The sequence below is a fragment of the Pseudomonas sp. BF-RE-22 genome (assembly GCF_019956155.1).
Taxonomy (GTDB): domain Bacteria; phylum Pseudomonadota; class Gammaproteobacteria; order Pseudomonadales; family Pseudomonadaceae; genus Aquipseudomonas; species Aquipseudomonas migulae.
Genome location: NZ_JAHBDD010000087.1, coordinates 15,231 through 33,514 on the forward strand (window position 1 = coordinate 15,231; position 18,284 = coordinate 33,514).

Annotated in this window: 32 protein-coding genes; all 32 read left to right on the forward strand. The window is 54.3% G+C overall.

Annotation, left to right across the window (positions count from 1 at the left end; genetic code table 11):
* The first annotated feature begins 24 nt into the window (after nt 1–24).
* The 32 genes from rpsL (at nt 25) to rplQ (ending at nt 18,207) form a co-directional block, all read left to right on the forward strand.
* Nucleotides 25–396 carry a 30S ribosomal protein S12 gene (gene rpsL / locus KGA82_RS28375; protein ID WP_002555494.1) on the forward strand — a complete coding sequence of 124 codons (372 nt, stop codon included), beginning with the start codon at nt 25–27 and terminating at the stop codon, nt 394–396.
* A 119-nt stretch (nt 397–515) separates the two neighbouring features.
* On the forward strand, nt 516–986 hold the full coding sequence (gene rpsG, locus KGA82_RS28380) for a 30S ribosomal protein S7 (protein ID WP_002555493.1): 471 nt from the start codon (nt 516–518) through the stop codon (nt 984–986).
* A gap of 30 nt (nt 987–1,016) precedes the next feature.
* Entirely contained in the window at nt 1,017–3,122 is a 2,106-nt protein-coding gene (fusA, locus tag KGA82_RS28385; protein ID WP_008030893.1) for an elongation factor G, read from the forward strand.
* A 30-nt stretch (nt 3,123–3,152) separates the two neighbouring features.
* On the forward strand, nt 3,153–4,346 hold the full coding sequence (gene tuf / locus KGA82_RS28390) for an elongation factor Tu (protein ID WP_008030895.1): 1,194 nt from the start codon (nt 3,153–3,155) through the stop codon (nt 4,344–4,346).
* Nucleotides 4,347–4,502: 156 nt separating this feature from the next.
* Nucleotides 4,503–4,814, forward strand: coding sequence for a 30S ribosomal protein S10 (gene rpsJ / locus KGA82_RS28395; protein ID WP_003186070.1), 312 nt, complete (start codon nt 4,503–4,505; stop codon nt 4,812–4,814).
* An 80-nt stretch (nt 4,815–4,894) separates the two neighbouring features.
* The gene (rplC, locus tag KGA82_RS28400) at nt 4,895–5,530 is read left to right on the forward strand and encodes a 50S ribosomal protein L3 (RefSeq protein WP_003186059.1); all 636 of its coding nucleotides are present in this window, start codon (nt 4,895–4,897) and stop codon (nt 5,528–5,530) included.
* 12 nt (nt 5,531–5,542) lie between these two features.
* On the forward strand, nt 5,543–6,145 hold the full coding sequence (rplD, locus tag KGA82_RS28405; RefSeq protein ID WP_003228735.1) for a 50S ribosomal protein L4: 603 nt from the start codon (nt 5,543–5,545) through the stop codon (nt 6,143–6,145).
* Entirely contained in the window at nt 6,142–6,441 is a 300-nt protein-coding gene (gene rplW / locus KGA82_RS28410; RefSeq protein WP_002555488.1) for a 50S ribosomal protein L23, read from the forward strand. The genes rplD and rplW overlap by 4 nt, the downstream gene beginning before the upstream one ends.
* A 14-nt stretch (nt 6,442–6,455) precedes the next feature.
* Nucleotides 6,456–7,280: a 50S ribosomal protein L2 gene (rplB, locus tag KGA82_RS28415; RefSeq protein WP_008030897.1), complete on the forward strand. Its 825-nt coding sequence runs from the start codon at nt 6,456–6,458 to the stop codon at nt 7,278–7,280.
* A gap of 16 nt (nt 7,281–7,296) precedes the next feature.
* Nucleotides 7,297–7,572, forward strand: coding sequence for a 30S ribosomal protein S19 (rpsS, locus tag KGA82_RS28420; protein WP_002555486.1), 276 nt, complete (start codon nt 7,297–7,299; stop codon nt 7,570–7,572).
* Between the two features lie 11 nt (nt 7,573–7,583).
* The gene (gene rplV, locus KGA82_RS28425; protein ID WP_003103908.1) at nt 7,584–7,916 is read left to right on the forward strand and encodes a 50S ribosomal protein L22; all 333 of its coding nucleotides are present in this window, start codon (nt 7,584–7,586) and stop codon (nt 7,914–7,916) included.
* 13 nt (nt 7,917–7,929) lie between these two features.
* Entirely contained in the window at nt 7,930–8,616 is a 687-nt protein-coding gene (rpsC, locus tag KGA82_RS28430; protein ID WP_003176422.1) for a 30S ribosomal protein S3, read from the forward strand.
* Between the two features lie 12 nt (nt 8,617–8,628).
* Nucleotides 8,629–9,042, forward strand: a complete 414-nt coding sequence (gene rplP, locus KGA82_RS28435) for a 50S ribosomal protein L16 (RefSeq protein WP_008030899.1) — start codon at nt 8,629–8,631, stop codon at nt 9,040–9,042.
* Nucleotides 9,042–9,233: a 50S ribosomal protein L29 gene (gene rpmC, locus KGA82_RS28440; protein ID WP_008030901.1), complete on the forward strand. Its 192-nt coding sequence runs from the start codon at nt 9,042–9,044 to the stop codon at nt 9,231–9,233. The genes rplP and rpmC overlap by 1 nt, the downstream gene beginning before the upstream one ends.
* 2 nt (nt 9,234–9,235) lie before the next feature.
* Nucleotides 9,236–9,502 (forward strand): 30S ribosomal protein S17, encoded by a 267-nt coding sequence (gene rpsQ / locus KGA82_RS28445; RefSeq protein WP_003176419.1) that lies wholly within the window; start codon nt 9,236–9,238, stop codon nt 9,500–9,502.
* 23 nt (nt 9,503–9,525) lie between these two features.
* Nucleotides 9,526–9,894 carry a 50S ribosomal protein L14 gene (gene rplN / locus KGA82_RS28450; protein WP_002555479.1) on the forward strand — a complete coding sequence of 123 codons (369 nt, stop codon included), beginning with the start codon at nt 9,526–9,528 and terminating at the stop codon, nt 9,892–9,894.
* 11 nt (nt 9,895–9,905) lie between these two features.
* A complete protein-coding gene (rplX, locus tag KGA82_RS28455; protein ID WP_003176416.1) occupies nt 9,906–10,220 on the forward strand; it encodes a 50S ribosomal protein L24 in 315 nt (104 codons plus the stop codon).
* A 22-nt stretch (nt 10,221–10,242) separates the two neighbouring features.
* Nucleotides 10,243–10,782, forward strand: coding sequence for a 50S ribosomal protein L5 (rplE, locus tag KGA82_RS28460; protein ID WP_003176415.1), 540 nt, complete (start codon nt 10,243–10,245; stop codon nt 10,780–10,782).
* A gap of 13 nt (nt 10,783–10,795) precedes the next feature.
* On the forward strand, nt 10,796–11,101 hold the full coding sequence (gene rpsN / locus KGA82_RS28465; RefSeq protein WP_003176414.1) for a 30S ribosomal protein S14: 306 nt from the start codon (nt 10,796–10,798) through the stop codon (nt 11,099–11,101).
* A gap of 210 nt (nt 11,102–11,311) precedes the next feature.
* Nucleotides 11,312–11,704 (forward strand): 30S ribosomal protein S8, encoded by a 393-nt coding sequence (gene rpsH / locus KGA82_RS28470; protein ID WP_003186040.1) that lies wholly within the window; start codon nt 11,312–11,314, stop codon nt 11,702–11,704.
* A 12-nt stretch (nt 11,705–11,716) separates the two neighbouring features.
* The gene (rplF, locus tag KGA82_RS28475; protein ID WP_003176412.1) at nt 11,717–12,250 is read left to right on the forward strand and encodes a 50S ribosomal protein L6; all 534 of its coding nucleotides are present in this window, start codon (nt 11,717–11,719) and stop codon (nt 12,248–12,250) included.
* A gap of 10 nt (nt 12,251–12,260) precedes the next feature.
* A complete protein-coding gene (rplR, locus tag KGA82_RS28480) occupies nt 12,261–12,611 on the forward strand; it encodes a 50S ribosomal protein L18 (protein ID WP_003186037.1) in 351 nt (116 codons plus the stop codon).
* Nucleotides 12,612–12,614: 3 nt separating this feature from the next.
* Nucleotides 12,615–13,115 carry a 30S ribosomal protein S5 gene (gene rpsE, locus KGA82_RS28485; RefSeq protein ID WP_007943782.1) on the forward strand — a complete coding sequence of 167 codons (501 nt, stop codon included), beginning with the start codon at nt 12,615–12,617 and terminating at the stop codon, nt 13,113–13,115.
* A 2-nt stretch (nt 13,116–13,117) separates the two neighbouring features.
* On the forward strand, nt 13,118–13,294 hold the full coding sequence (gene rpmD, locus KGA82_RS28490) for a 50S ribosomal protein L30 (protein ID WP_003186033.1): 177 nt from the start codon (nt 13,118–13,120) through the stop codon (nt 13,292–13,294).
* Nucleotides 13,295–13,297: 3 nt separating this feature from the next.
* Nucleotides 13,298–13,735, forward strand: a complete 438-nt coding sequence (gene rplO / locus KGA82_RS28495; RefSeq protein ID WP_007896782.1) for a 50S ribosomal protein L15 — start codon at nt 13,298–13,300, stop codon at nt 13,733–13,735.
* Nucleotides 13,736–15,064, forward strand: a complete 1,329-nt coding sequence (gene secY / locus KGA82_RS28500; RefSeq protein ID WP_003228718.1) for a preprotein translocase subunit SecY — start codon at nt 13,736–13,738, stop codon at nt 15,062–15,064.
* 27 nt (nt 15,065–15,091) lie between these two features.
* The gene (gene rpmJ / locus KGA82_RS28505) at nt 15,092–15,208 is read left to right on the forward strand and encodes a 50S ribosomal protein L36 (protein ID WP_002555468.1); all 117 of its coding nucleotides are present in this window, start codon (nt 15,092–15,094) and stop codon (nt 15,206–15,208) included.
* A gap of 130 nt (nt 15,209–15,338) precedes the next feature.
* The gene (gene rpsM, locus KGA82_RS28510) at nt 15,339–15,695 is read left to right on the forward strand and encodes a 30S ribosomal protein S13 (protein WP_003186020.1); all 357 of its coding nucleotides are present in this window, start codon (nt 15,339–15,341) and stop codon (nt 15,693–15,695) included.
* A gap of 30 nt (nt 15,696–15,725) precedes the next feature.
* A complete protein-coding gene (gene rpsK / locus KGA82_RS28515; protein ID WP_002555466.1) occupies nt 15,726–16,115 on the forward strand; it encodes a 30S ribosomal protein S11 in 390 nt (129 codons plus the stop codon).
* 18 nt (nt 16,116–16,133) lie between these two features.
* Nucleotides 16,134–16,754 carry a 30S ribosomal protein S4 gene (gene rpsD / locus KGA82_RS28520; protein ID WP_003210056.1) on the forward strand — a complete coding sequence of 207 codons (621 nt, stop codon included), beginning with the start codon at nt 16,134–16,136 and terminating at the stop codon, nt 16,752–16,754.
* Nucleotides 16,755–16,776: 22 nt separating this feature from the next.
* Nucleotides 16,777–17,778 (forward strand): DNA-directed RNA polymerase subunit alpha, encoded by a 1,002-nt coding sequence (locus tag KGA82_RS28525; protein ID WP_003186012.1) that lies wholly within the window; start codon nt 16,777–16,779, stop codon nt 17,776–17,778.
* Nucleotides 17,779–17,820: 42 nt separating this feature from the next.
* Entirely contained in the window at nt 17,821–18,207 is a 387-nt protein-coding gene (gene rplQ, locus KGA82_RS28530; RefSeq protein ID WP_007943777.1) for a 50S ribosomal protein L17, read from the forward strand.
* Nucleotides 18,208–18,284: the final 77 nt, after the last annotated feature.

The following is an 18,284-nucleotide window of genomic DNA, read 5'->3' on the forward strand; positions in this document are numbered from 1 at the left end:
GCAAGACAACAGTGGAGCTAGTAGATGGCAACTATCAACCAGCTGGTACGTCAGCCGCGTAAGCGTATCGTCGAGAAATCCGACGTGCCTGCGCTGCAGAACTGCCCGCAACGTCGTGGCGTATGCACCCGTGTGTATACCACCACGCCGAAAAAACCTAACTCGGCACTGCGTAAAGTATGCCGTGTGCGTCTGACCAACGGTTTCGAGGTTTCCTCGTACATCGGCGGTGAAGGCCACAACCTGCAAGAGCACAGCGTGGTACTGATCCGCGGCGGTCGTGTAAAAGACTTGCCAGGTGTTCGTTACCACACCGTTCGCGGCTCTTTGGATACTTCCGGCGTTAAAGGTCGTAACCAAGGTCGTTCGAAGTACGGTACCAAGAAGCCTAAGTAGTAGTGGCTTTTTGTAAAAACTGAATCATCTATTTTTCTGAGTCGATAAGAGTAAGGTCGGAGGCGTCCCGAAAGGGCACTGATTCCGAGCGAACCTGAAGACCGTTTGAGGGCTTATCCATGCCAAGAAGACGCGTAGCAGCCAAGCGCGAAGTGCTTGACGATCCAAAATACGGAAGCCAAATCCTGGCCAAGTTCATGAACCACGTGATGGAAAGCGGCAAGAAAGCCGTTGCCGAGCGTATCGTTTATGGCGCGCTGGAGAAGGTTAAAGAACGCAAGAACAGCGACCCCCTGGAAATCTTCGAGAAAGCTCTCGACGCCATCGCTCCGCTGGTCGAAGTAAAGTCGCGCCGTGTAGGCGGTGCTACTTACCAGGTTCCGGTCGAAGTTCGTCCGTCCCGTCGTAACGCTCTGGCAATGCGCTGGTTGGTAGACTTCGCCCGTAAGCGCGGCGAGAAGTCTATGGCTCTGCGTTTGGCTGGCGAACTGTTGGACGCTGCTGAAGGCAAAGGTGCTGCAGTTAAGAAGCGTGAAGACGTGCACCGTATGGCTGAAGCCAACAAGGCTTTCTCGCACTACCGCTTCTAATTTTAGCGTCACTAATTTTGCGAGGGCTTTATGGCTCGTACTACACCGATTAATCGCTACCGTAACATTGGTATCGTTGCTCACGTGGATGCTGGTAAAACCACCACCACCGAGCGCGTCCTTTTTTACACTGGCAAAAGTCACAAAATGGGCGAGGTGCATGACGGCGCCGCGACCACAGACTGGATGGTGCAGGAGCAGGAGCGTGGTATTACCATTACTTCTGCTGCTATTACCGCCTTCTGGCAGGGTTCCGAGAAGCAGCACAAAGATCAGTATCGCTTCAACGTCATCGACACCCCGGGTCACGTTGACTTCACTATTGAAGTTGAACGTTCCCTGCGTGTTCTCGACGGCGCGGTCGTTGTGTTCTGCGGTACCTCGGGTGTTGAGCCTCAGTCGGAAACCGTATGGCGTCAGGCCAACAAGTACGGCGTTCCACGTCTTGTTTACGTAAACAAGATGGACCGTGCTGGTGCAAACTTCCTGCGCGTGATCGGTCAGATCAAGCAGCGTCTGGGTCACACTCCGGTGCCAATCCAGTTGGCTATCGGTTCCGAAGACAACTTCCAGGGTCAGATCGATCTGATGTCCATGGAAGCTGTTTACTGGAATGACGCTGACAAAGGCATGACTCCACGTCGCGAGCCTATCCCTGCTGAATTGCAGGAATTGGCTGACGAGTGGCGCAGCAACATGATTGAAGCTGCGGCCGAAGCCAGCGAAGAGCTGATGAACAAGTACCTCGAAGGTGAAGAACTCACCAACGCGGAAATCAAGGCCGCTCTGCGTCAGCGTACTATTGCTGGCGAGATCGTTCTGGCTGTTTGCGGTTCTTCCTTCAAGAACAAGGGCGTTCCCCTGGTTCTCGACGCCGTTATCGACTACCTGCCTGCTCCTACCGACATTCCTGCCATCAAGGGTACTGACCCGGATGACGAGACCAAGGAAATGGAGCGTCACGCAGACGACAGCGAGCCGTTCTCGGCTCTGGCGTTCAAGATCGCTACCGACCCATTCGTGGGTACCTTGACCTTTGTTCGAGTTTACTCGGGCGTGTTGGCCTCCGGCGACGGCGTGATCAACTCGGTTAAAGGCAAGAAAGAGCGTGTGGGTCGTATGGTGCAAATGCACGCAAACGCCCGCGAAGAGATCAAGGAAGTTCGCGCTGGTGACATCGCGGCCTTGATCGGCATGAAGGACGTCACCACTGGTGAGACTTTGTGCAACGCTGACAAGCCAATCATCCTGGTTCGCATGGACTTCCCGGAGCCGGTTATTTCGGTTGCCGTAGAGCCTAAGACCAAGGACGACCAGGAAAAAATGGGTATCGCTCTGGGCAAACTTGCTCAGGAAGACCCGTCTTTCCGCGTCAAGACTGATGAAGAGACTGGTCAAACGATCATCTCCGGCATGGGCGAGTTGCACCTGGACATCCTGGTTGACCGGATGCGCCGTGAGTTCAACGTCGAAGCCAACATCGGTAAGCCTCAAGTTTCGTACCGTGAGCGCATCACGAAGAGCTGCGAAATTGAAGGCAAGTTCGTTCGTCAGTCCGGCGGTCGTGGCCAGTTCGGTCATTGCTGGATTCGTTTTGCTCCTGCTGACGAAGGTCAGGAAGGTCTGCAATTCCTGAACGAAGTAGTGGGTGGTGTGGTTCCTAAGGAATACATCCCGGCTATCCAGAAGGGTATCGAAGAGCAGATGAAGAACGGCGTTGTTGCCGGCTATCCGCTGATCGGCCTGAAGGCTACCGTGTTTGATGGTTCCTACCATGACGTCGACTCGAACGAGATGGCGTTTAAGGTGGCTGCTTCCATGGCGACCAAGCAACTGGCCCAGAAGGGCGGTGGTGAGTTGCTTGAGCCGATCATGGCTGTAGAGGTTGTTACACCTGAAGACTATATGGGTGACGTGATGGGCGACCTTAACCGTCGTCGCGGCATGATCCTGGGTATGGAAGATACGGTTTCCGGTAAAGTAATTCGTGCCGAGGTTCCGTTGGGCGAGATGTTCGGTTATGCGACCGACGTTCGTTCCATGTCCCAAGGTCGCGCAAGCTACTCTATGGAATTCAAAAAATACAATACAGCTCCGTCGCACATCGTCGAAACTGTAACCAAAAAACAAGGCTGATTCAGTCCTTTAGGCTAGGAGTTAATTGTCGTGGCTAAAGAAAAATTTGATCGTTCCCTTCCGCACGTCAACGTTGGCACCATCGGTCACGTTGACCACGGTAAAACCACTCTGACTGCTGCTCTGACTCGCGTCTGCTCCGAAGTTTTCGGTTCGGCTCGTGTTGACTTCGACAAGATCGACAGCGCACCAGAAGAGAAAGCTCGTGGTATCACCATCAACACCGCGCACGTTGAATACAACTCGCTGATCCGTCACTACGCTCACGTTGACTGCCCAGGTCACGCTGACTATGTGAAGAACATGATCACCGGTGCTGCTCAGATGGACGGCGCTATCCTGGTTTGCTCGGCCGCTGATGGTCCGATGCCACAAACCCGTGAGCACATCCTGCTGTCCCGTCAGGTAGGCGTTCCGTACATCGTGGTTTTCCTGAACAAGGCTGACCTGGTAGACGACGCAGAGCTGCTGGAACTGGTTGAGATGGAAGTTCGCGACCTGCTCAGCACTTACGACTTCCCAGGTGACGACACTCCGATCATCATCGGTTCTGCTCGTATGGCTCTGGAAGGCAACGACGAAAACGAAATGGGCACCACTGCCGTTCGTAAACTGGTTGAAACTCTGGACAGCTACATCCCAGAGCCAGTTCGTCTGACCGACAAGCCGTTCCTGATGCCAATCGAAGACGTATTCTCGATCTCGGGTCGTGGTACTGTTGTGACTGGTCGTATCGAGCGCGGTATCGTTCGCGTTCAGGATCCACTGGAAATCGTTGGTCTGCGTGACACCACCGTCACCACCTGCACCGGTGTTGAAATGTTCCGCAAGCTGCTCGACGAAGGTCGTGCTGGCGAGAACTGCGGCGTTCTGCTGCGTGGTACCAAGCGTGACGACGTTGAGCGTGGCCAGGTTCTGGTTAAGCCGGGTTCGGTTAAGCCGCACACCAAGTTCACCGCAGAAGTTTACGTTCTGAGCAAGGAAGAAGGCGGTCGTCATACTCCGTTCTTCAAAGGCTACCGTCCACAGTTCTACTTCCGTACTACTGACGTGACTGGTAACTGCGAGCTGCCAGAAGGCGTTGAAATGGTAATGCCAGGTGACAACATTCAGATGACTGTTACCCTGATCAAAACCATCGCAATGGAAGACGGTCTGCGTTTCGCTATCCGTGAAGGCGGTCGTACCGTCGGCGCTGGCGTCGTAGCCAAAATCATCGAGTAAGCTCTTTTTGAGTAAGCTTTGATGAGTTGAAAAAGCCCCCGCTTAGCGGGGGCTTTTTTATTGGGTTGACACCTATCTGGGGCGTCTATAGAATTGCGCCTCCTTTTAACGGGCGTATTGCGCCCGGTGGGAATAGCAGCCGGAGTCTGAAATCCAATGCAAAATCAGCAAATCCGTATCAGGTTGAAGGCTTTTGACCATCGCCTGATCGACCAATCCACCCAGGAAATCGTGGAAACCGCGAAACGTACTGGTGCTCAAGTGCGTGGTCCAATTCCACTGCCTACCCGTAAAGAGCGGTTCACCGTTCTGGTCTCCCCGCACGTCAACAAAGACGCGCGTGACCAGTACGAGATCCGTACTCATAAGCGCGTTCTGGACATCGTCCAGCCAACGGATAAAACCGTTGATGCTCTTATGAAGCTTGATCTTGCGGCCGGTGTGGAAGTGCAGATCAGCCTCGGCTAAGACTCGGTCTTAGTCGTGTAACGCTCTGAAATGGGCGGCCATAGCGGGTGAAAGCCCCGTACACTCATGAGGTTTACAACATGACTATTGGTGTAGTCGGTCGTAAATGCGGTATGACCCGTATTTTCACCGAAGAAGGTGTCTCCATTCCGGTCACGGTCATTGAGATCGAGCCGAATCGCGTCACCCAGTTCAAAACTGAAGAGACCGATGGCTATCGTGCAGTGCAAGTCACTGTAGGCGAGCGTCGTGCTTCGCGTGTTACAGCTGCTCAGGCTGGCCACTTCGCTAAAGCGAACGTTGCCGCTGGTCGTACCGTAATGGAATTCCGTCTTGAAGAAGGCGAGTACCAGGCCGGCGATCTGATCAACGCTGAAATCTTCGCCGCTGGTCAACTGGTTGATGTAACCGGTCAGTCCAAAGGTAAAGGCTTCCAGGGTACGATCAAGCGTTGGAACTTCCGCGGGCAAGATAATACCCACGGTAACTCCGTGTCCCACCGCGTTCCAGGCTCTATCGGCCAGTGCCAGACTCCTGGTCGTGTATTCAAGGGCAAAAAAATGTCCGGTCATATGGGCGCTGAGCGCGTGACCGTGCAGTCCCTCGAAGTAGTGCGCGTGGACGCTGAACGCAATCTGTTGTTGGTCAAGGGCGCTGTTCCTGGCGCTACTGGCGGCAACTTGGTTGTACGTCCAGCAGCCAAGGCTCGCGGTTAAGGGGAAGCTGACATGCAATTAAATGTAAATGACGCTCAAGCGATCGAAGTTTCCGAACTGACATTTGGCGGCGAATTCAACGAGACGCTGGTTCACCAAGCAGTCGTGGCCTACATGGCCGGCGGCCGTCAAGGTAGCAAGCAGCAAAAGACCCGTTCCGACGTTCGTGGTGGCGGTAAGCGCCCATGGCGTCAGAAAGGTACTGGCCGTGCTCGTGCCGGTACTATCCGTAGCCCAATCTGGCGTGGCGGCGGTACCACTTTCGCAGCTCGTCCTCAGGATCACTCCCAGAAGCTGAACAAGAAGATGTATCGCGCAGCAATGCGTTCCATCCTTGCTGAGCTGGTGCGTACTGATCGTCTGGTCGTGGTTCAGGATTTCGCAGTTGAAACTCCGAAAACCAAAGACCTGCTGGGCAAGCTGAACAACATGAGCCTGACCGACGTTCTGATCGTGTCGGACGCTGTTGATCAGAACCTGTACCTGGCTGCTCGCAACCTGCCGCACGTAGATGTACGTGATGTGCAAGGTTCCGATCCAGTTAGTCTGATCGCATACGACAAGGTGTTGATCACCGTGTCGGCCGTGAAGAAATTCGAGGAGCTGCTGGGATGAACCAGGAACGCGTATTTAAAGTTCTGCTTGGCCCGCACGTTTCCGAGAAGGCTACGGTTCTGGCAGACAAGAAAGGTCAGTTCGTTTTCAAGGTTGCTACTGATGCAACCAAGCTGGAAATCAAGAAGGCCGTCGAAAGCCTGTTCAGCGTGAAAGTAGAGCGTGTTACTACCCTGAATGTTCTGGGTAAGAGCAAGCGTACTGCTCGCGGTCTGGGCAAGCGTAATGACTGGAAGAAGGCAGTTATCTCCCTTCAGCCAGGCCAAGATCTCGATTTCAGCAGCAGTGCTGAGTAAGGAAGGGGTGCATCATGGCAATCGTTAAATGCAAACCGACTTCCCCTGGCCGCCGTCATGTGGTCAAGGTGGTCAACCAGGAGCTGCATAAAGGCGCTCCTCACGCACCGCTGCTCGAGAAGAAATCGAAGTCTGGTGGTCGTAACAACAATGGTCGTATTACCACTCGTCACATCGGTGGTGGCCATAAGCAGCATTATCGTCTGGTCGATTTCCGTCGCAACGACAAAGATGGCATTCCAGCCACTGTCGAGCGTATCGAATACGATCCAAACCGTACTGCTCACATTGCTCTTATGTTGTACGCAGACGGCGAACGCCGTTACATCATCGCCCCTAAAGGCGTGAACGCTGGTGACCAGCTGATTTCGGGTGCTTTGGCTCCGATCAAGCCGGGCAACCAGTTGCAACTGCGCAGCATTCCAGTTGGTAGTACCGTACACGGCATCGAATTGAAGCCAGGTAAAGGCGCGCAAATCGCTCGTTCCGCTGGTGCTTCGGCTCAGCTGATCGCTCGTGAAGGTGTCTATGTGACCCTGCGTCTGCGTTCTGGTGAGATGCGTAAAGTGCTGGCTGAATGCCGCGCGACCCTGGGTGAAGTCTCGAACTCCGAGCACAGCCTGCGTTCGCTGGGTAAAGCTGGTGCCAAACGCTGGCGTGGCGTTCGCCCAACCGTTCGTGGTGTTGCCATGAACCCGGTTGACCACCCACATGGTGGTGGTGAAGGTCGTACCTCTGGTGGTCGTCATCCGGTATCGCCATGGGGCTTCCCGACTAAGGGCGCGAAGACTCGTGGTAATAAGCGTACCGACAAAATGATCGTCCGTCGTCGCAAGTAAATAGAGGGATACGACAGTGCCACGTTCTCTGAAAAAAGGTCCTTTTATCGATCTTCACCTACTGAAGAAGATCGAAGTGGCGGCGGAAAAGAACGATCGCAAACCAGTTAAAACCTGGTCGCGCCGTTCGATGATCCTGCCACAAATGGTCGGTCTGACCATCGCAGTACACAACGGTCGTCAACATGTTCCAGTTCTCGTGAACGAAGACATGGTCGGCCACAAACTGGGCGAGTTCGCCGGTACCCGCACTTATCGTGGGCACGTGGCTGACAAGAAAGCCAAGCGTTAAGGGGTTAGGAAATGGAAGTAGCCGCTAAGTTGTCGGGCGCTCGAATCTCCGCCCAGAAAGCCCGCTTGGTCGCCGACCAGATCCGCGGGAAGAAGGTGGGCGAAGCGCTCAACTTGTTGGCTTTCAGCAGTAAGAAAGCCGCCGAGATCATGAAGAAAGTGCTGGAGTCGGCCGTAGCCAACGCCGAGCATAACGAAGGCGCAGACGTTGATGACCTTAAAGTCAGCACCGTTTTCGTCAACGAAGGGCGTTCGCTGAAGCGAATCATGCCACGTGCCAAAGGCCGTGCTGATCGCATCGTCAAGCGGTCTTGCCATATCACTGTCAAGGTTGCTGACAAGTAACGGAGTCGAAGAGATGGGTCAGAAAGTACATCCCATTGGCATTCGCCTGGGAATCGTCAAGGAGCACACCTCCGTCTGGTACGCAGACGGTCGGACTTATGCGGACTATTTGTTCGCTGATCTGAAGGTGCGTGAGTATCTCCAAGACAAACTAAAAAGCGCGTCCGTAAGCCGTATCGATATCCATCGTCCGGCCCAAACTGCACGTATCACCATCCACACCGCTCGTCCAGGTATCGTTATCGGGAAGAAAGGTGAAGATGTTGAGAAACTGCGTCAGGACCTGACCAAGCAAATGGGTGTGCCTGTGCACATCAATATCGAAGAAATCCGCAAGCCGGAACTCGACGGTATGTTGGTTGCGCAGAGCGTAGCTCAGCAGCTGGAGCGTCGCGTAATGTTCCGTCGCGCTATGAAGCGCGCTGTACAGAACGCCATGCGCATTGGTGCCAAAGGCATCAAAATCCAAGTGAGCGGTCGTCTCGGCGGTGCTGAAATCGCACGTACTGAATGGTATCGCGAAGGTCGTGTGCCACTGCACACCCTGCGTGCCGACATCGACTATGCCAACTACGAAGCTCACACCACTTACGGTGTGATCGGTGTAAAGGTTTGGATCTTCAAAGGCGAAGTAATTGGTGGTCGCCAAGAAGAACTGAAACCACAAGCACCAGCGCCTCGTAAAAAAGCTGCTAAGTAAGGGGTACGCCAAATGTTGCAACCAAAGCGTACGAAGTTCCGCAAGCAGATGACTGGTCACAACCGTGGCCTGGCATTGCGCGGTAGCAAAGTCAGCTTCGGCGAGTTCGCGCTGAAGTCTGTAGCTCGTGGTCGTCTCACCGCTCGTCAGATCGAGTCAGCGCGTCGTGCACTGACCCGTCACGTTAAACGTGGCGGCAAGATCTGGATCCGTGTGTTCCCGGACAAGCCTATTTCCAAGAAGCCACTCGAAGTTCGGATGGGTAAAGGTAAAGGTAGCGTGGAATACTGGGTTGCCCAGATTCAGCCAGGCAAAGTCCTGTATGAAATCGAGGGTGTTTCTGAAGAGCTGGCGCGTGAGGCATTTGCCCTGGCTGCTGCAAAGCTGCCGCTCGCCACTGCCTTCGTTAAACGGACGGTGATGTGATGAAAGCGAACGAACTTCGTGAAAAAGACGCGCCGCAGCTTAACGAGCAACTGCTCGGCCTGCTGCGCGACCAGTTCAATCTGCGCATGCAGAAAGCAACTGGCCAGTTGGGGCAGTCTCACCTGCTCCGGCAAGTTAAGCGTGACATCGCTCGCGTGAAGACTGTGCTCAAACAGCAGGCAGGTAAGTAATCATGGCTGAAGCCGAAAAAACCGTCCGTACGCTGACTGGCCGTGTTGTCAGCGACAAAATGGACAAGACCATCACCGTTCTGATCGAGCGTCGCGTTAAGCACCCGATCTACGGTAAATACGTTAAGCGTTCGACTAAGCTGCACGCGCACGACGAAACCAATCAGTGCCACATCGGCGACAAAGTCACTATTCGTGAAACTCGTCCTTTGGCCAAGACCAAGTCTTGGGCGCTGGTTGATGTTCTCGAACGCGCTGTGGAAGTCTAAGGACTAGGGGTCGGAGAAATTATATGATTCAGACTCAATCCATGCTCGATGTGGCCGATAACAGCGGCGCTCGCCGCGTTATGTGCATCAAGGTGCTGGGTGGCTCCCATCGTCGTTACGCTGGTATCGGTGACATCATCAAAGTTACCGTGAAGGAAGCAATTCCTCGCGGTAAAGTGAAAAAAGGCCAAGTGATGACTGCTGTTGTAGTCCGCACTCGTCACGGCGTTCGTCGTGCTGATGGCTCCATTATCCGCTTTGATGGCAACGCTGCTGTTCTTCTGAACAACAAGCAAGAGCCGATCGGCACCCGTATCTTTGGGCCAGTGACCCGTGAACTTCGTACTGAGAAGTTCATGAAGATCGTCTCGCTCGCCCCAGAAGTGCTGTAAGGAGATCCGACATGCAAAAGATTCGTCGTGACGACGAGATCATCGTGATCGCCGGCAAAGACAAAGGTAAGCGCGGTAAGGTGCTTAAGGTTCTCGCTAATAACCGTCTGGTTATCGGTGGTCTGAACCTGGTCAAGCGTCATACCAAGCCTAACCCGATGTCGGGCGTACAAGGCGGTATCGTCGAGAAAGAAGCTCCACTGGACGCTTCTAACGTAGCCATTTTCAACGGCGAAACCAACAAGGCTGATCGCGTTGGTTTCAAAGTAGAAGACGGCAAGAAAATTCGTGTCTTCAAGTCGACCCAAAAAGCGGTTGATGCTTGAACACTGCTAGGTAGATGAGACCATGGCACGACTAAAAGAGATTTACTGGAAAGAAATCGCACCGAAGCTTAAGGAAGAACTTAAGCTTTCGAACGTGATGGAAGTTCCACGCGTTACCAAAATCACCCTGAACATGGGTCTGGGCGAAGCAGTCGGTGACAAAAAAGTCATCGAGCACGCTGTTGCTGACCTGGAAAAGATCACCGGCCAGAAAGTCGTTGTGACTTACGCTCGGAAATCCATCGCTGGCTTTAAAGTCCGTGAAGGTTGGCCGATCGGCGTCAAAGTGACCCTGCGCCGTGAGCGTATGTACGAGTTCCTGGATCGTCTGCTGTCGATCTCCCTGCCTCGGGTTCGCGACTTCCGCGGCCTGAATGCCAAGTCCTTCGATGGTCGTGGTAACTACAGCATGGGCGTTAAAGAGCAGATCATCTTCCCGGAAATCGACTACGACAAGATCGATGCTCTCCGCGGTCTGGACATTACCCTGACCACCACTGCCAAGAACGATGATGAAGGTCGCGCCCTGTTGCGTGCTTTCAAATTCCCGTTCCGCAACTGATTGGAGTAGGAAAATGGCCAAGATGAGCATGAAAAACCGCGAGCTGAAGCGTCAGCTCACGGTTGCCAAGTACGCCAAAAAGCGTGCAGCACTGAAAGCAATCATCGTTGATCTGAACGCAAGTCCAGAAGCGCGTTGGGAAGCTACAGTAGCTCTGCAAAAGCAGCCACGTGACGCAAGCGCTTCGCGCATGCGTAACCGCTGCCGCCTGACCGGTCGTCCACACGGCGTTTACCGCAAGTTCGGCCTTGGCCGTAACAAACTGCGTGAAGCTGCAATGCGTGGTGACGTACCTGGTCTGGTTAAAGCCAGCTGGTAAGCACTATCAAAGTCTCGGTGTTCGGGATCGCAAGATCCTGACCGCCGGTGACCTTGAACTTGAATCAAGCCCCTTTTGGGGCTTGATTCATTTGTGGGGTGTGTCTAGAATACCCGGCTCGCCTGAGCCCGTGCTTTTTTTGCATGGATGTCCTCGGCGACACGTAGTAGCCGCAAGGCTAATTTTTTGTGTATTAGGAGCGTCTAGCCCATGAGTATGCAGGACCCGTTAGCGGACATGCTAACTCGAATCCGTAATGCCCAGATGGCTGAAAAGTCCGTCGTAAGCATGCCATCTTCTACTTTGAAGGTAGCTGTTGCCAAAGTCCTGAAGGACGAAGGTTACATTGCGGGTTATCAGATCAGCAGCGAAATCAAGCCACTGCTGTCCATCGAGCTGAAGTACTTCGAAGGCCGTCCGGTCATCGAGGAAGTGAAGCGCGTTAGCCGTCCAGGCCTGCGTCAGTACAAGTCCGTCGATGATCTGCCAAAAGTTCGTGGCGGTCTCGGTGTGTCTATCGTCTCCACCAACAAAGGTGTGATGACGGATCGTGCTGCGCGCGCTGCCGGTGTCGGCGGCGAAGTTCTTTGCACTGTGTTCTAAGGGGGGATAAGCATGTCACGCGTCGCTAAGAACCCCGTTAAGCTGCCAGCCGGCGTCGAAGTCAAATTCGCAGGCCAACAGCTTTCGGTGAAGGGTGCCAAGGGCACTCTCGAACTGAACATCCATTCGTCCGTTGAGATCGTTGAAGAAGCTGGTGAGCTGCGTTTCGCTGCTCGCAATGGCGATCAACAAACTCGCGCAATGGCTGGTACCACTCGTGCGTTGGTAAACAACATGGTCCAAGGCGTAAGCCAAGGCTTCGAGCGTAAGCTCCAGCTGGTCGGTGTTGGTTACAAAGCGCAAGCAAAAGGCACAGTGCTGAACCTGGCTCTTGGCTTCTCGCACCCAGTGGATTATGAACTGCCGGAAGGCATCACCGCTGAGACTCCTAGCCAGACCGATATCCTGATCAAGGGCATCGATAAGCAGCTGGTAGGTCAAGTGGCCGCCGAGATCCGCGACTTCCGTCCACCAGAGCCGTACAAAGGCAAAGGTGTGCGCTACGCGGACGAAGTCGTCCGTCGTAAAGAAGCCAAGAAGAAGTAGGGCATAGCAAATGACCGACAAAAAAGTTACTCGACTGCGTCGCGCTCGCAAAGCACGCCTGAAAATGCACGAACTCGAAGTCGTGCGTCTCTGCGTGTTCCGCTCGTCGCAGCACATCTACGCCCAGGTCATTTCGGCCGACGGCAACAAAGTCCTGGCATCTGCCTCGACTTTGGATAAAGAACTGCGTGATGGCGCCACTGGCAACATCGACGCGGCCACTAAGGTTGGCCAGCTGGTCGCTACGCGTGCTAAAGCCGCTGGCGTCTCGCAGGTGGCTTTCGACCGCTCTGGCTTCAAGTACCACGGCCGCGTCAAGGCGCTGGCTGATGCTGCTCGTGAAGCTGGGCTGGAGTTCTAAGTTATGTCAAATAACGACCAAAAGCGCGACGAAGGCTACATCGAGAAGCTGGTTCAAGTTAACCGCGTAGCCAAAACCGTTAAAGGCGGCCGTATCTTCACTTTCACCGCGTTGACCGTGGTTGGTGATGGTAAAGGGCGTGTTGGCTTCGGCCGTGGCAAGTCACGTGAAGTGCCTGCTGCGATCCAGAAGGCAATGGAAGCTGCTCGCCGCAACATGATCCAAGTTGACCTGAACGGCACCACTCTGCAGTACGCAATGAAGTCCGGTCACGGCGCTTCGAAGGTGTACATGCAGCCTGCTTCTGAAGGTACCGGTATCATCGCTGGCGGCGCTATGCGTGCTGTCCTCGAAGTTGCTGGCGTTCAGAACGTTCTGGCCAAGTGCTACGGCTCGACTAACCCGGTAAACGTGGTTCACGCCACTTTCAAAGGTTTGAAAGCTATGCAGTCTCCTGAATCCATTGCCGCCAAGCGTGGCAAAAGCGTCAAGGAGATCTTCTGATCATGGCTACCGTTAAAGTTACGCTGATCAAAAGCATGACCGGCCGCATCCCTAACCACAAACTGTGCGTTAAGGGTCTGGGTCTGCGTCGCATCGGTCACACTGTAGAAGTACTTGATACTCCCGAGAATCGCGGGATGATCAACAAGGCTTACTACATGCTGCGTGTCGAGGGTTAATCGATGAAACTCAATGATCTGAGTCCAGCGCCGGGTTCCCGTCGCGAAAAGCATCGTCCGGGCCGTGGTATCGGTAGTGGTTTGGGTAAGACCGGTGGCCGTGGCCACAAAGGTCAGTCCTCCCGCTCCGGTGGCACCATTGCTCCAGGCTTTGAAGGCGGTCAACAGCCGCTGCATCGTCGCCTGCCGAAGTTCGGTTTCGTTTCCCTGAAAGCCATGGATCGCGCAGAAGTGCGTTTGTCCGAGCTGGCTAAAGTGGAAGGCGACATCGTCACCGTGCAGTCCTTGAAAGATGCCAACGTGATCAACGTCAACGTACAGCGTGTGAAAATCATGCTGTCCGGTGAAGTGACTCGCGCTGTTACCATCGGAAAGGGAATCGGCGCCACCAAAGGTGCGCGTGCGGCTATCGAAGCAGCTGGCGGCAAGTTCGAGGAATAAATGGCTAAGCAAGGTGCTCTCTCTGCGCTCGGCAAAGGCGGTATGTCTGAACTCTGGGCTCGTCTGCGTTTTCTGTTCCTGGCGATTATCGTCTACCGAATAGGCGCACACATCCCGGTTCCAGGTATCAACCCGGACCGACTCGCGGACCTGTTTCGACAGAATGAGGGGACCATTCTTAGCTTGTTCAACATGTTTTCCGGCGGCGCGCTGGAACGGATGAGCATCTTTGCATTGGGGATCATGCCGTACATTTCGGCATCGATCATCATGCAGCTGATGACCGCCGTCAGCCCGCAGCTGGAGCAGTTGAAGAAGGAAGGTGAAGCTGGCCGTCGCAAGATCAGCCAGTACACCCGCTACGGCACTGTCGTCCTCGCTCTTGTTCAGGCAATTGGCATGTCCATTGGTCTGGCAGGGCAGGGCGTTGCGTTCACTGGTGACTTTGGCTTCCATTTCGTCGCGGTATCCACATTTGTGGCTGGTGCGATGTTCATGATGTGGCTGGGTGAGCAGATTACTGAGCGTGGTGTTGGCAACGGTATCTCGATGTTGATTTTTTCGGGTATCGTCGCCGGTCTTCCGAGAGCGATCGGGCAGTCTTTCGAGTCTGCACGTCAGGGTGATATCAACATCTTCGCCCTGGTTGCCATCGGTTTGCTGGCAGTAGCGATTATCGGTTTCGTGGTGTTCATTGAGCGTGGTCAGCGTCGTATTGCTGTTCACTACGCCAAGCGTCAGCAGGGCCGTAAGGTCTTCGCTGCGCAGACTAGCCACTTGCCGCTGAAGGTGAACATGGCCGGTGTTATTCCGGCCATTTTCGCGAGCAGCATTTTGCTGTTCCCGGCTTCGTTGGGTGCCTGGTTCGGCCAGTCTGAAGGTATGGGCTGGTTGCAGGACATCTCGCAGTCGATCGCTCCTGGTCAGCCGTTGAATATTCTGCTGTTTAGTGCAGGGATTATTTTCTTCTGCTTCTTCTATACGGCGTTGATGTTCAATCCGAAAGACGTAGCGGAAAACCTGAAGAAGTCCGGTGCCTTTATTCCGGGCATCCGTCCAGGTGAGCAGTCTGCGCGCTACATTGATGGCGTTCTGACTCGCTTGACCATGTTCGGTGCTCTTTACATGACGGCCGTGTGTCTGCTTCCCCAGTTCCTGGTGGTTGCGGCAAACGTACCGTTCTACCTTGGCGGGACCTCGTTGCTGATCGTCGTCGTGGTTGTGATGGACTTCATGTCCCAAGTACAATCGCACCTCGTTTCGCACCAGTACGAATCCCTGATGAAGAAAGCCAACCTGAAGGGTTACGGCAGCGGCATGTTGCGCTGAGTACCCATAAGGTTCGAGGAGTTGGTGATGAAAGTTCGTGCATCGGTGAAAAAGCTGTGCCGTAACTGCAAGATTATTCGCCGCGAAGGTGTTGTTCGAGTAATTTGCAGCGCGGAACCGCGTCACAAACAGCGCCAAGGCTGAGTGTGATTGTGCTTCAAGCCCGGTAGCTAGTGCGCTACCGGGTTGATTATTTGTTATTACAGCGATATTATCTCGCGCCCTATTTCTTGGCTTCCGGGGCGTAGGTAGCTGTCAATTGGAGTCCCACTGAATGGCCCGTATTGCAGGCGTTAACATTCCAGATAACAAGCATACTGTTATCTCGCTGACCTACATCTATGGTGTTGGTCGCACTACTGCACAGAAGATCTGTGCAGTGACTGGGGTAAACCCAGCCGCAAAGATCAAGGATCTGAGCGACGAGCAGATTGAACAGCTGCGTGGCGAAGTGGCGAAGTTCACCACTGAAGGTGACCTGCGTCGCGAAATCAACATGAAAATCAAGCGTTTGATGGACCTCGGTTGCTATCGCGGTCTGCGTCATCGTCGTGGTCTTCCAGTACGCGGTCAGCGTACCAAGACTAACGCGCGTACCCGTAAAGGTCCGCGTAAGCCGATCCGCAAGTAATCGCCCCAGCGAATCGACAGGAAATTAATCATGGCTAAACCTGCTGCTCGTCCTCGTAAAAAAGTTAAAAAGACAGTGGTTGATGGCATCGCCCACATCCATGCTTCTTTTAACAACACAATCGTGACCATCACCGACCGTCAAGGCAACGCTCTTTCCTGGGCTACCTCCGGTGGTTCGGGTTTCCGCGGTTCCCGCAAGTCCACCCCGTTTGCTGCTCAAGTAGCTGCTGAACGTGCTGGTCAAGCTGCGCTGGAATACGGTCTGAAAAACCTCGACGTTAACGTCAAAGGTCCAGGCCCAGGTCGTGAATCTGCAGTCCGCGCTTTGAACGGCTGTGGCTACAAGATCGCCAGCATCACCGACGTGACGCCAATCCCGCACAACGGGTGCCGTCCGCCGAAGAAGCGCCGCGTGTAATCCAGGAGATTGTAAAGAATGGCTCGTTACATTGGTCCAAAATGCAAACTCGCTCGTCGCGAAGGCACCGATCTCTTTCTGAAGAGCGGCGTGCGCGCGATCGAATCGAAGTGCAACATTGAAGCAGCACCTGGTATCCACGGCCAACGCCGCGGTCGCCAGTCCGATTACGGCACCCAACTGCGTGAAAAGCAGAAGGTCCGTCGTATCTACGGCGTTCTCGAGCGTCAATTCAGCGGCTACTACAAAGAAGCTGCTGGCAAGAAAGGTGCAACCGGTGAAAACCTGCTGCAACTGCTCGAATGCCGTCTGGACAACGTTGTATACCGTATGGGTTTTGGCTCTACTCGTGCCGAATCCCGTCAGCTGGTATCGCACAAATCCGTCAGCGTTAACGGCCAGACCGTAAACGTACCGTCTTACCAGGTTCGTGCTGGTGACGTGGTCGCGATTCGCGAGAAAGCAAAGAACCAACTTCGCATTGTCCAAGCTCTCGATCTGTGTGCCCAACGTGGCCGCGTAGAATGGGTAGAAGTAGACACTGAGAAGAAGTCGGGCGTTTTCAAGAACGTTCCAGCTCGCAGTGATCTGTCCGCCGACATCAACGAAAGCCTGATTGTCGAGCTCTACTCCAAGTAAGGGCTAGAAAATAGGTGCATCCATGCAGATTTCGGTAAATGAGTTCCTGACACCCCGCCATATTGATGTGCAGGTTGTCAGTCCAACCCGCGCCAAGATCACTCTCGAGCCTCTCGAGCGTGGTTTCGGCCACACCCTGGGCAACGCGCTGCGCCGCATCCTGTTGTCCTCAATGCCCGGCTGTGCAGTAGTCGAGGCCGAGATTGACGGTGTACTCCATGAGTACAGCGCAATCGAAGGCGTACAGGAAGACGTAATTGAAATCCTGTTGAACCTTAAAGGTCTGGCTATCAAGCTGCACGGTCGTGACGAAGTTACGCTGACCTTGTCGAAGAAGGGTTCGGGGGTGGTTACCGCTGCCGATATTCAGCTGGATCATGATGTCGAGATCGTTAACCCCGATCACGTAATCGCTAACCTGGCGTCTAACGGCGCCCTGAACATGAAGCTCACCGTAGCTCGTGGTCGTGGTTATGAACCGGCAGACTCGCGTCAGAGCGATGAAGACGAAAGCCGCAGCATCGGTCGCTTGCAGCTTGACTCTTCGTTCAGCCCGGTTCGCCGTATCGCATACGTGGTGGAAAACGCCCGTGTCGAGCAGCGTACTAACCTGGACAAGCTGGTTATTGATCTGGAAACCAACGGTACTCTGGATCCTGAAGAGGCTATCCGTCGCGCTGCAACCATTCTGCAACAGCAGTTGGCTGCGTTCGTCGACCTCAAAGGTGACAGTGAGCCAGTGGTTGTCGAGCAGGAAGACGAGATCGATCCGATCCTGCTTCGCCCGGTTGACGATCTGGAACTGACTGTACGTTCGGCTAACTGCCTTAAGGCGGAAAACATCTACTACATCGGTGACCTGATTCAGCGTACCGAAGTAGAGCTGTTGAAGACTCCGAACCTTGGCAAGAAATCCTTGACTGAAATCAAGGACGTTCTGGCCTCCCGCGGTCTGTCCCTCGGCATGCGCCTCGACAACTGGCCGCCTGCAAGTCTTAAGAAGGACGACAAGGCGACTGCCTGATCGTCGTAATCACCGAACGTCGTGTTTGGTAAGGAATGAACCATGCGTCATCGTAAAAGTGGTCGTCACCTGAGCCGCACTAGCTCGCACCGCAAGGCCATGTTTCAAAACATGGCAGTGTCGCTGTTCGAGCACGAGCTGATCAAAACTACACTGCCGAAAGCTAAAGAACTGCGTCGCGTTGCTGAGCCGCTGATCACTTTGGCCAAGACAGACAGCCTGGCTAACCGCCGTCTGGCTTTCGACCGTACTCGTTCGAAAGCTATCGTTGGTAAGCTCTTCAACGACCTGGGCAAGCGTTACGCTACCCGTGAGGGTGGCTACCTGCGCATCCTCAAGTGCGGCTTCCGCACTGGCGACAACGCGCCTATGGCGTACGTCGAGTTGGTTGATCGTGCTACCGGCGGTGAAGCTGTATCCGCTGAGTAAGACGTCAGTCTGAAACGAAGAACCGGGCCTAGTGCCCGGTTTTTTGTGGGCGTCTGAAAAGTAGGATCTTCGTTAGT

What these genes read in the sequence shown, in the direction of transcription:
- rpsH (WP_003186040.1), top strand. Translation starts at nt 11,312, where the DNA reads ATGAGTATGCAGGACCCGTTAGCGGACATGCTAACTCGAATCCGTAAT.
- rpmD (WP_003186033.1), top strand. Translation starts at nt 13,118, where the DNA reads ATGGCTACCGTTAAAGTTACGCTGATCAAAAGCATGACCGGCCGCATC.
- rplX (WP_003176416.1), top strand. Translation starts at nt 9,906, where the DNA reads ATGCAAAAGATTCGTCGTGACGACGAGATCATCGTGATCGCCGGCAAA.
- secY (WP_003228718.1), top strand. Translation starts at nt 13,736, where the DNA reads ATGGCTAAGCAAGGTGCTCTCTCTGCGCTCGGCAAAGGCGGTATGTCT.
- rpsE (WP_007943782.1), top strand. Translation starts at nt 12,615, where the DNA reads ATGTCAAATAACGACCAAAAGCGCGACGAAGGCTACATCGAGAAGCTG.
- rplN (WP_002555479.1), top strand. Translation starts at nt 9,526, where the DNA reads ATGATTCAGACTCAATCCATGCTCGATGTGGCCGATAACAGCGGCGCT.
- rpsC (WP_003176422.1), top strand. Translation starts at nt 7,930, where the DNA reads ATGGGTCAGAAAGTACATCCCATTGGCATTCGCCTGGGAATCGTCAAG.
- rpsL (WP_002555494.1), top strand. Translation starts at nt 25, where the DNA reads ATGGCAACTATCAACCAGCTGGTACGTCAGCCGCGTAAGCGTATCGTC.
- rpsN (WP_003176414.1), top strand. Translation starts at nt 10,796, where the DNA reads ATGGCCAAGATGAGCATGAAAAACCGCGAGCTGAAGCGTCAGCTCACG.
- rplB (WP_008030897.1), top strand. Translation starts at nt 6,456, where the DNA reads ATGGCAATCGTTAAATGCAAACCGACTTCCCCTGGCCGCCGTCATGTG.
- rplO (WP_007896782.1), top strand. Translation starts at nt 13,298, where the DNA reads ATGAAACTCAATGATCTGAGTCCAGCGCCGGGTTCCCGTCGCGAAAAG.
- rplP (WP_008030899.1), top strand. Translation starts at nt 8,629, where the DNA reads ATGTTGCAACCAAAGCGTACGAAGTTCCGCAAGCAGATGACTGGTCAC.
- rplF (WP_003176412.1), top strand. Translation starts at nt 11,717, where the DNA reads ATGTCACGCGTCGCTAAGAACCCCGTTAAGCTGCCAGCCGGCGTCGAA.
- rplW (WP_002555488.1), top strand. Translation starts at nt 6,142, where the DNA reads ATGAACCAGGAACGCGTATTTAAAGTTCTGCTTGGCCCGCACGTTTCC.
- rplV (WP_003103908.1), top strand. Translation starts at nt 7,584, where the DNA reads ATGGAAGTAGCCGCTAAGTTGTCGGGCGCTCGAATCTCCGCCCAGAAA.
- rplR (WP_003186037.1), top strand. Translation starts at nt 12,261, where the DNA reads ATGACCGACAAAAAAGTTACTCGACTGCGTCGCGCTCGCAAAGCACGC.
- rpmC (WP_008030901.1), top strand. Translation starts at nt 9,042, where the DNA reads ATGAAAGCGAACGAACTTCGTGAAAAAGACGCGCCGCAGCTTAACGAG.
- rplD (WP_003228735.1), top strand. Translation starts at nt 5,543, where the DNA reads ATGCAATTAAATGTAAATGACGCTCAAGCGATCGAAGTTTCCGAACTG.
- rpsQ (WP_003176419.1), top strand. Translation starts at nt 9,236, where the DNA reads ATGGCTGAAGCCGAAAAAACCGTCCGTACGCTGACTGGCCGTGTTGTC.
- rpsJ (WP_003186070.1), top strand. Translation starts at nt 4,503, where the DNA reads ATGCAAAATCAGCAAATCCGTATCAGGTTGAAGGCTTTTGACCATCGC.
- rpsD (WP_003210056.1), top strand. Translation starts at nt 16,134, where the DNA reads ATGGCTCGTTACATTGGTCCAAAATGCAAACTCGCTCGTCGCGAAGGC.
- rplQ (WP_007943777.1), top strand. Translation starts at nt 17,821, where the DNA reads ATGCGTCATCGTAAAAGTGGTCGTCACCTGAGCCGCACTAGCTCGCAC.
- rplE (WP_003176415.1), top strand. Translation starts at nt 10,243, where the DNA reads ATGGCACGACTAAAAGAGATTTACTGGAAAGAAATCGCACCGAAGCTT.
- rpsM (WP_003186020.1), top strand. Translation starts at nt 15,339, where the DNA reads ATGGCCCGTATTGCAGGCGTTAACATTCCAGATAACAAGCATACTGTT.
- fusA (WP_008030893.1), top strand. Translation starts at nt 1,017, where the DNA reads ATGGCTCGTACTACACCGATTAATCGCTACCGTAACATTGGTATCGTT.
- rpsK (WP_002555466.1), top strand. Translation starts at nt 15,726, where the DNA reads ATGGCTAAACCTGCTGCTCGTCCTCGTAAAAAAGTTAAAAAGACAGTG.
- rpsG (WP_002555493.1), top strand. Translation starts at nt 516, where the DNA reads ATGCCAAGAAGACGCGTAGCAGCCAAGCGCGAAGTGCTTGACGATCCA.
- rplC (WP_003186059.1), top strand. Translation starts at nt 4,895, where the DNA reads ATGACTATTGGTGTAGTCGGTCGTAAATGCGGTATGACCCGTATTTTC.
- KGA82_RS28525 (WP_003186012.1), top strand. Translation starts at nt 16,777, where the DNA reads ATGCAGATTTCGGTAAATGAGTTCCTGACACCCCGCCATATTGATGTG.
- rpmJ (WP_002555468.1), top strand. Translation starts at nt 15,092, where the DNA reads ATGAAAGTTCGTGCATCGGTGAAAAAGCTGTGCCGTAACTGCAAGATT.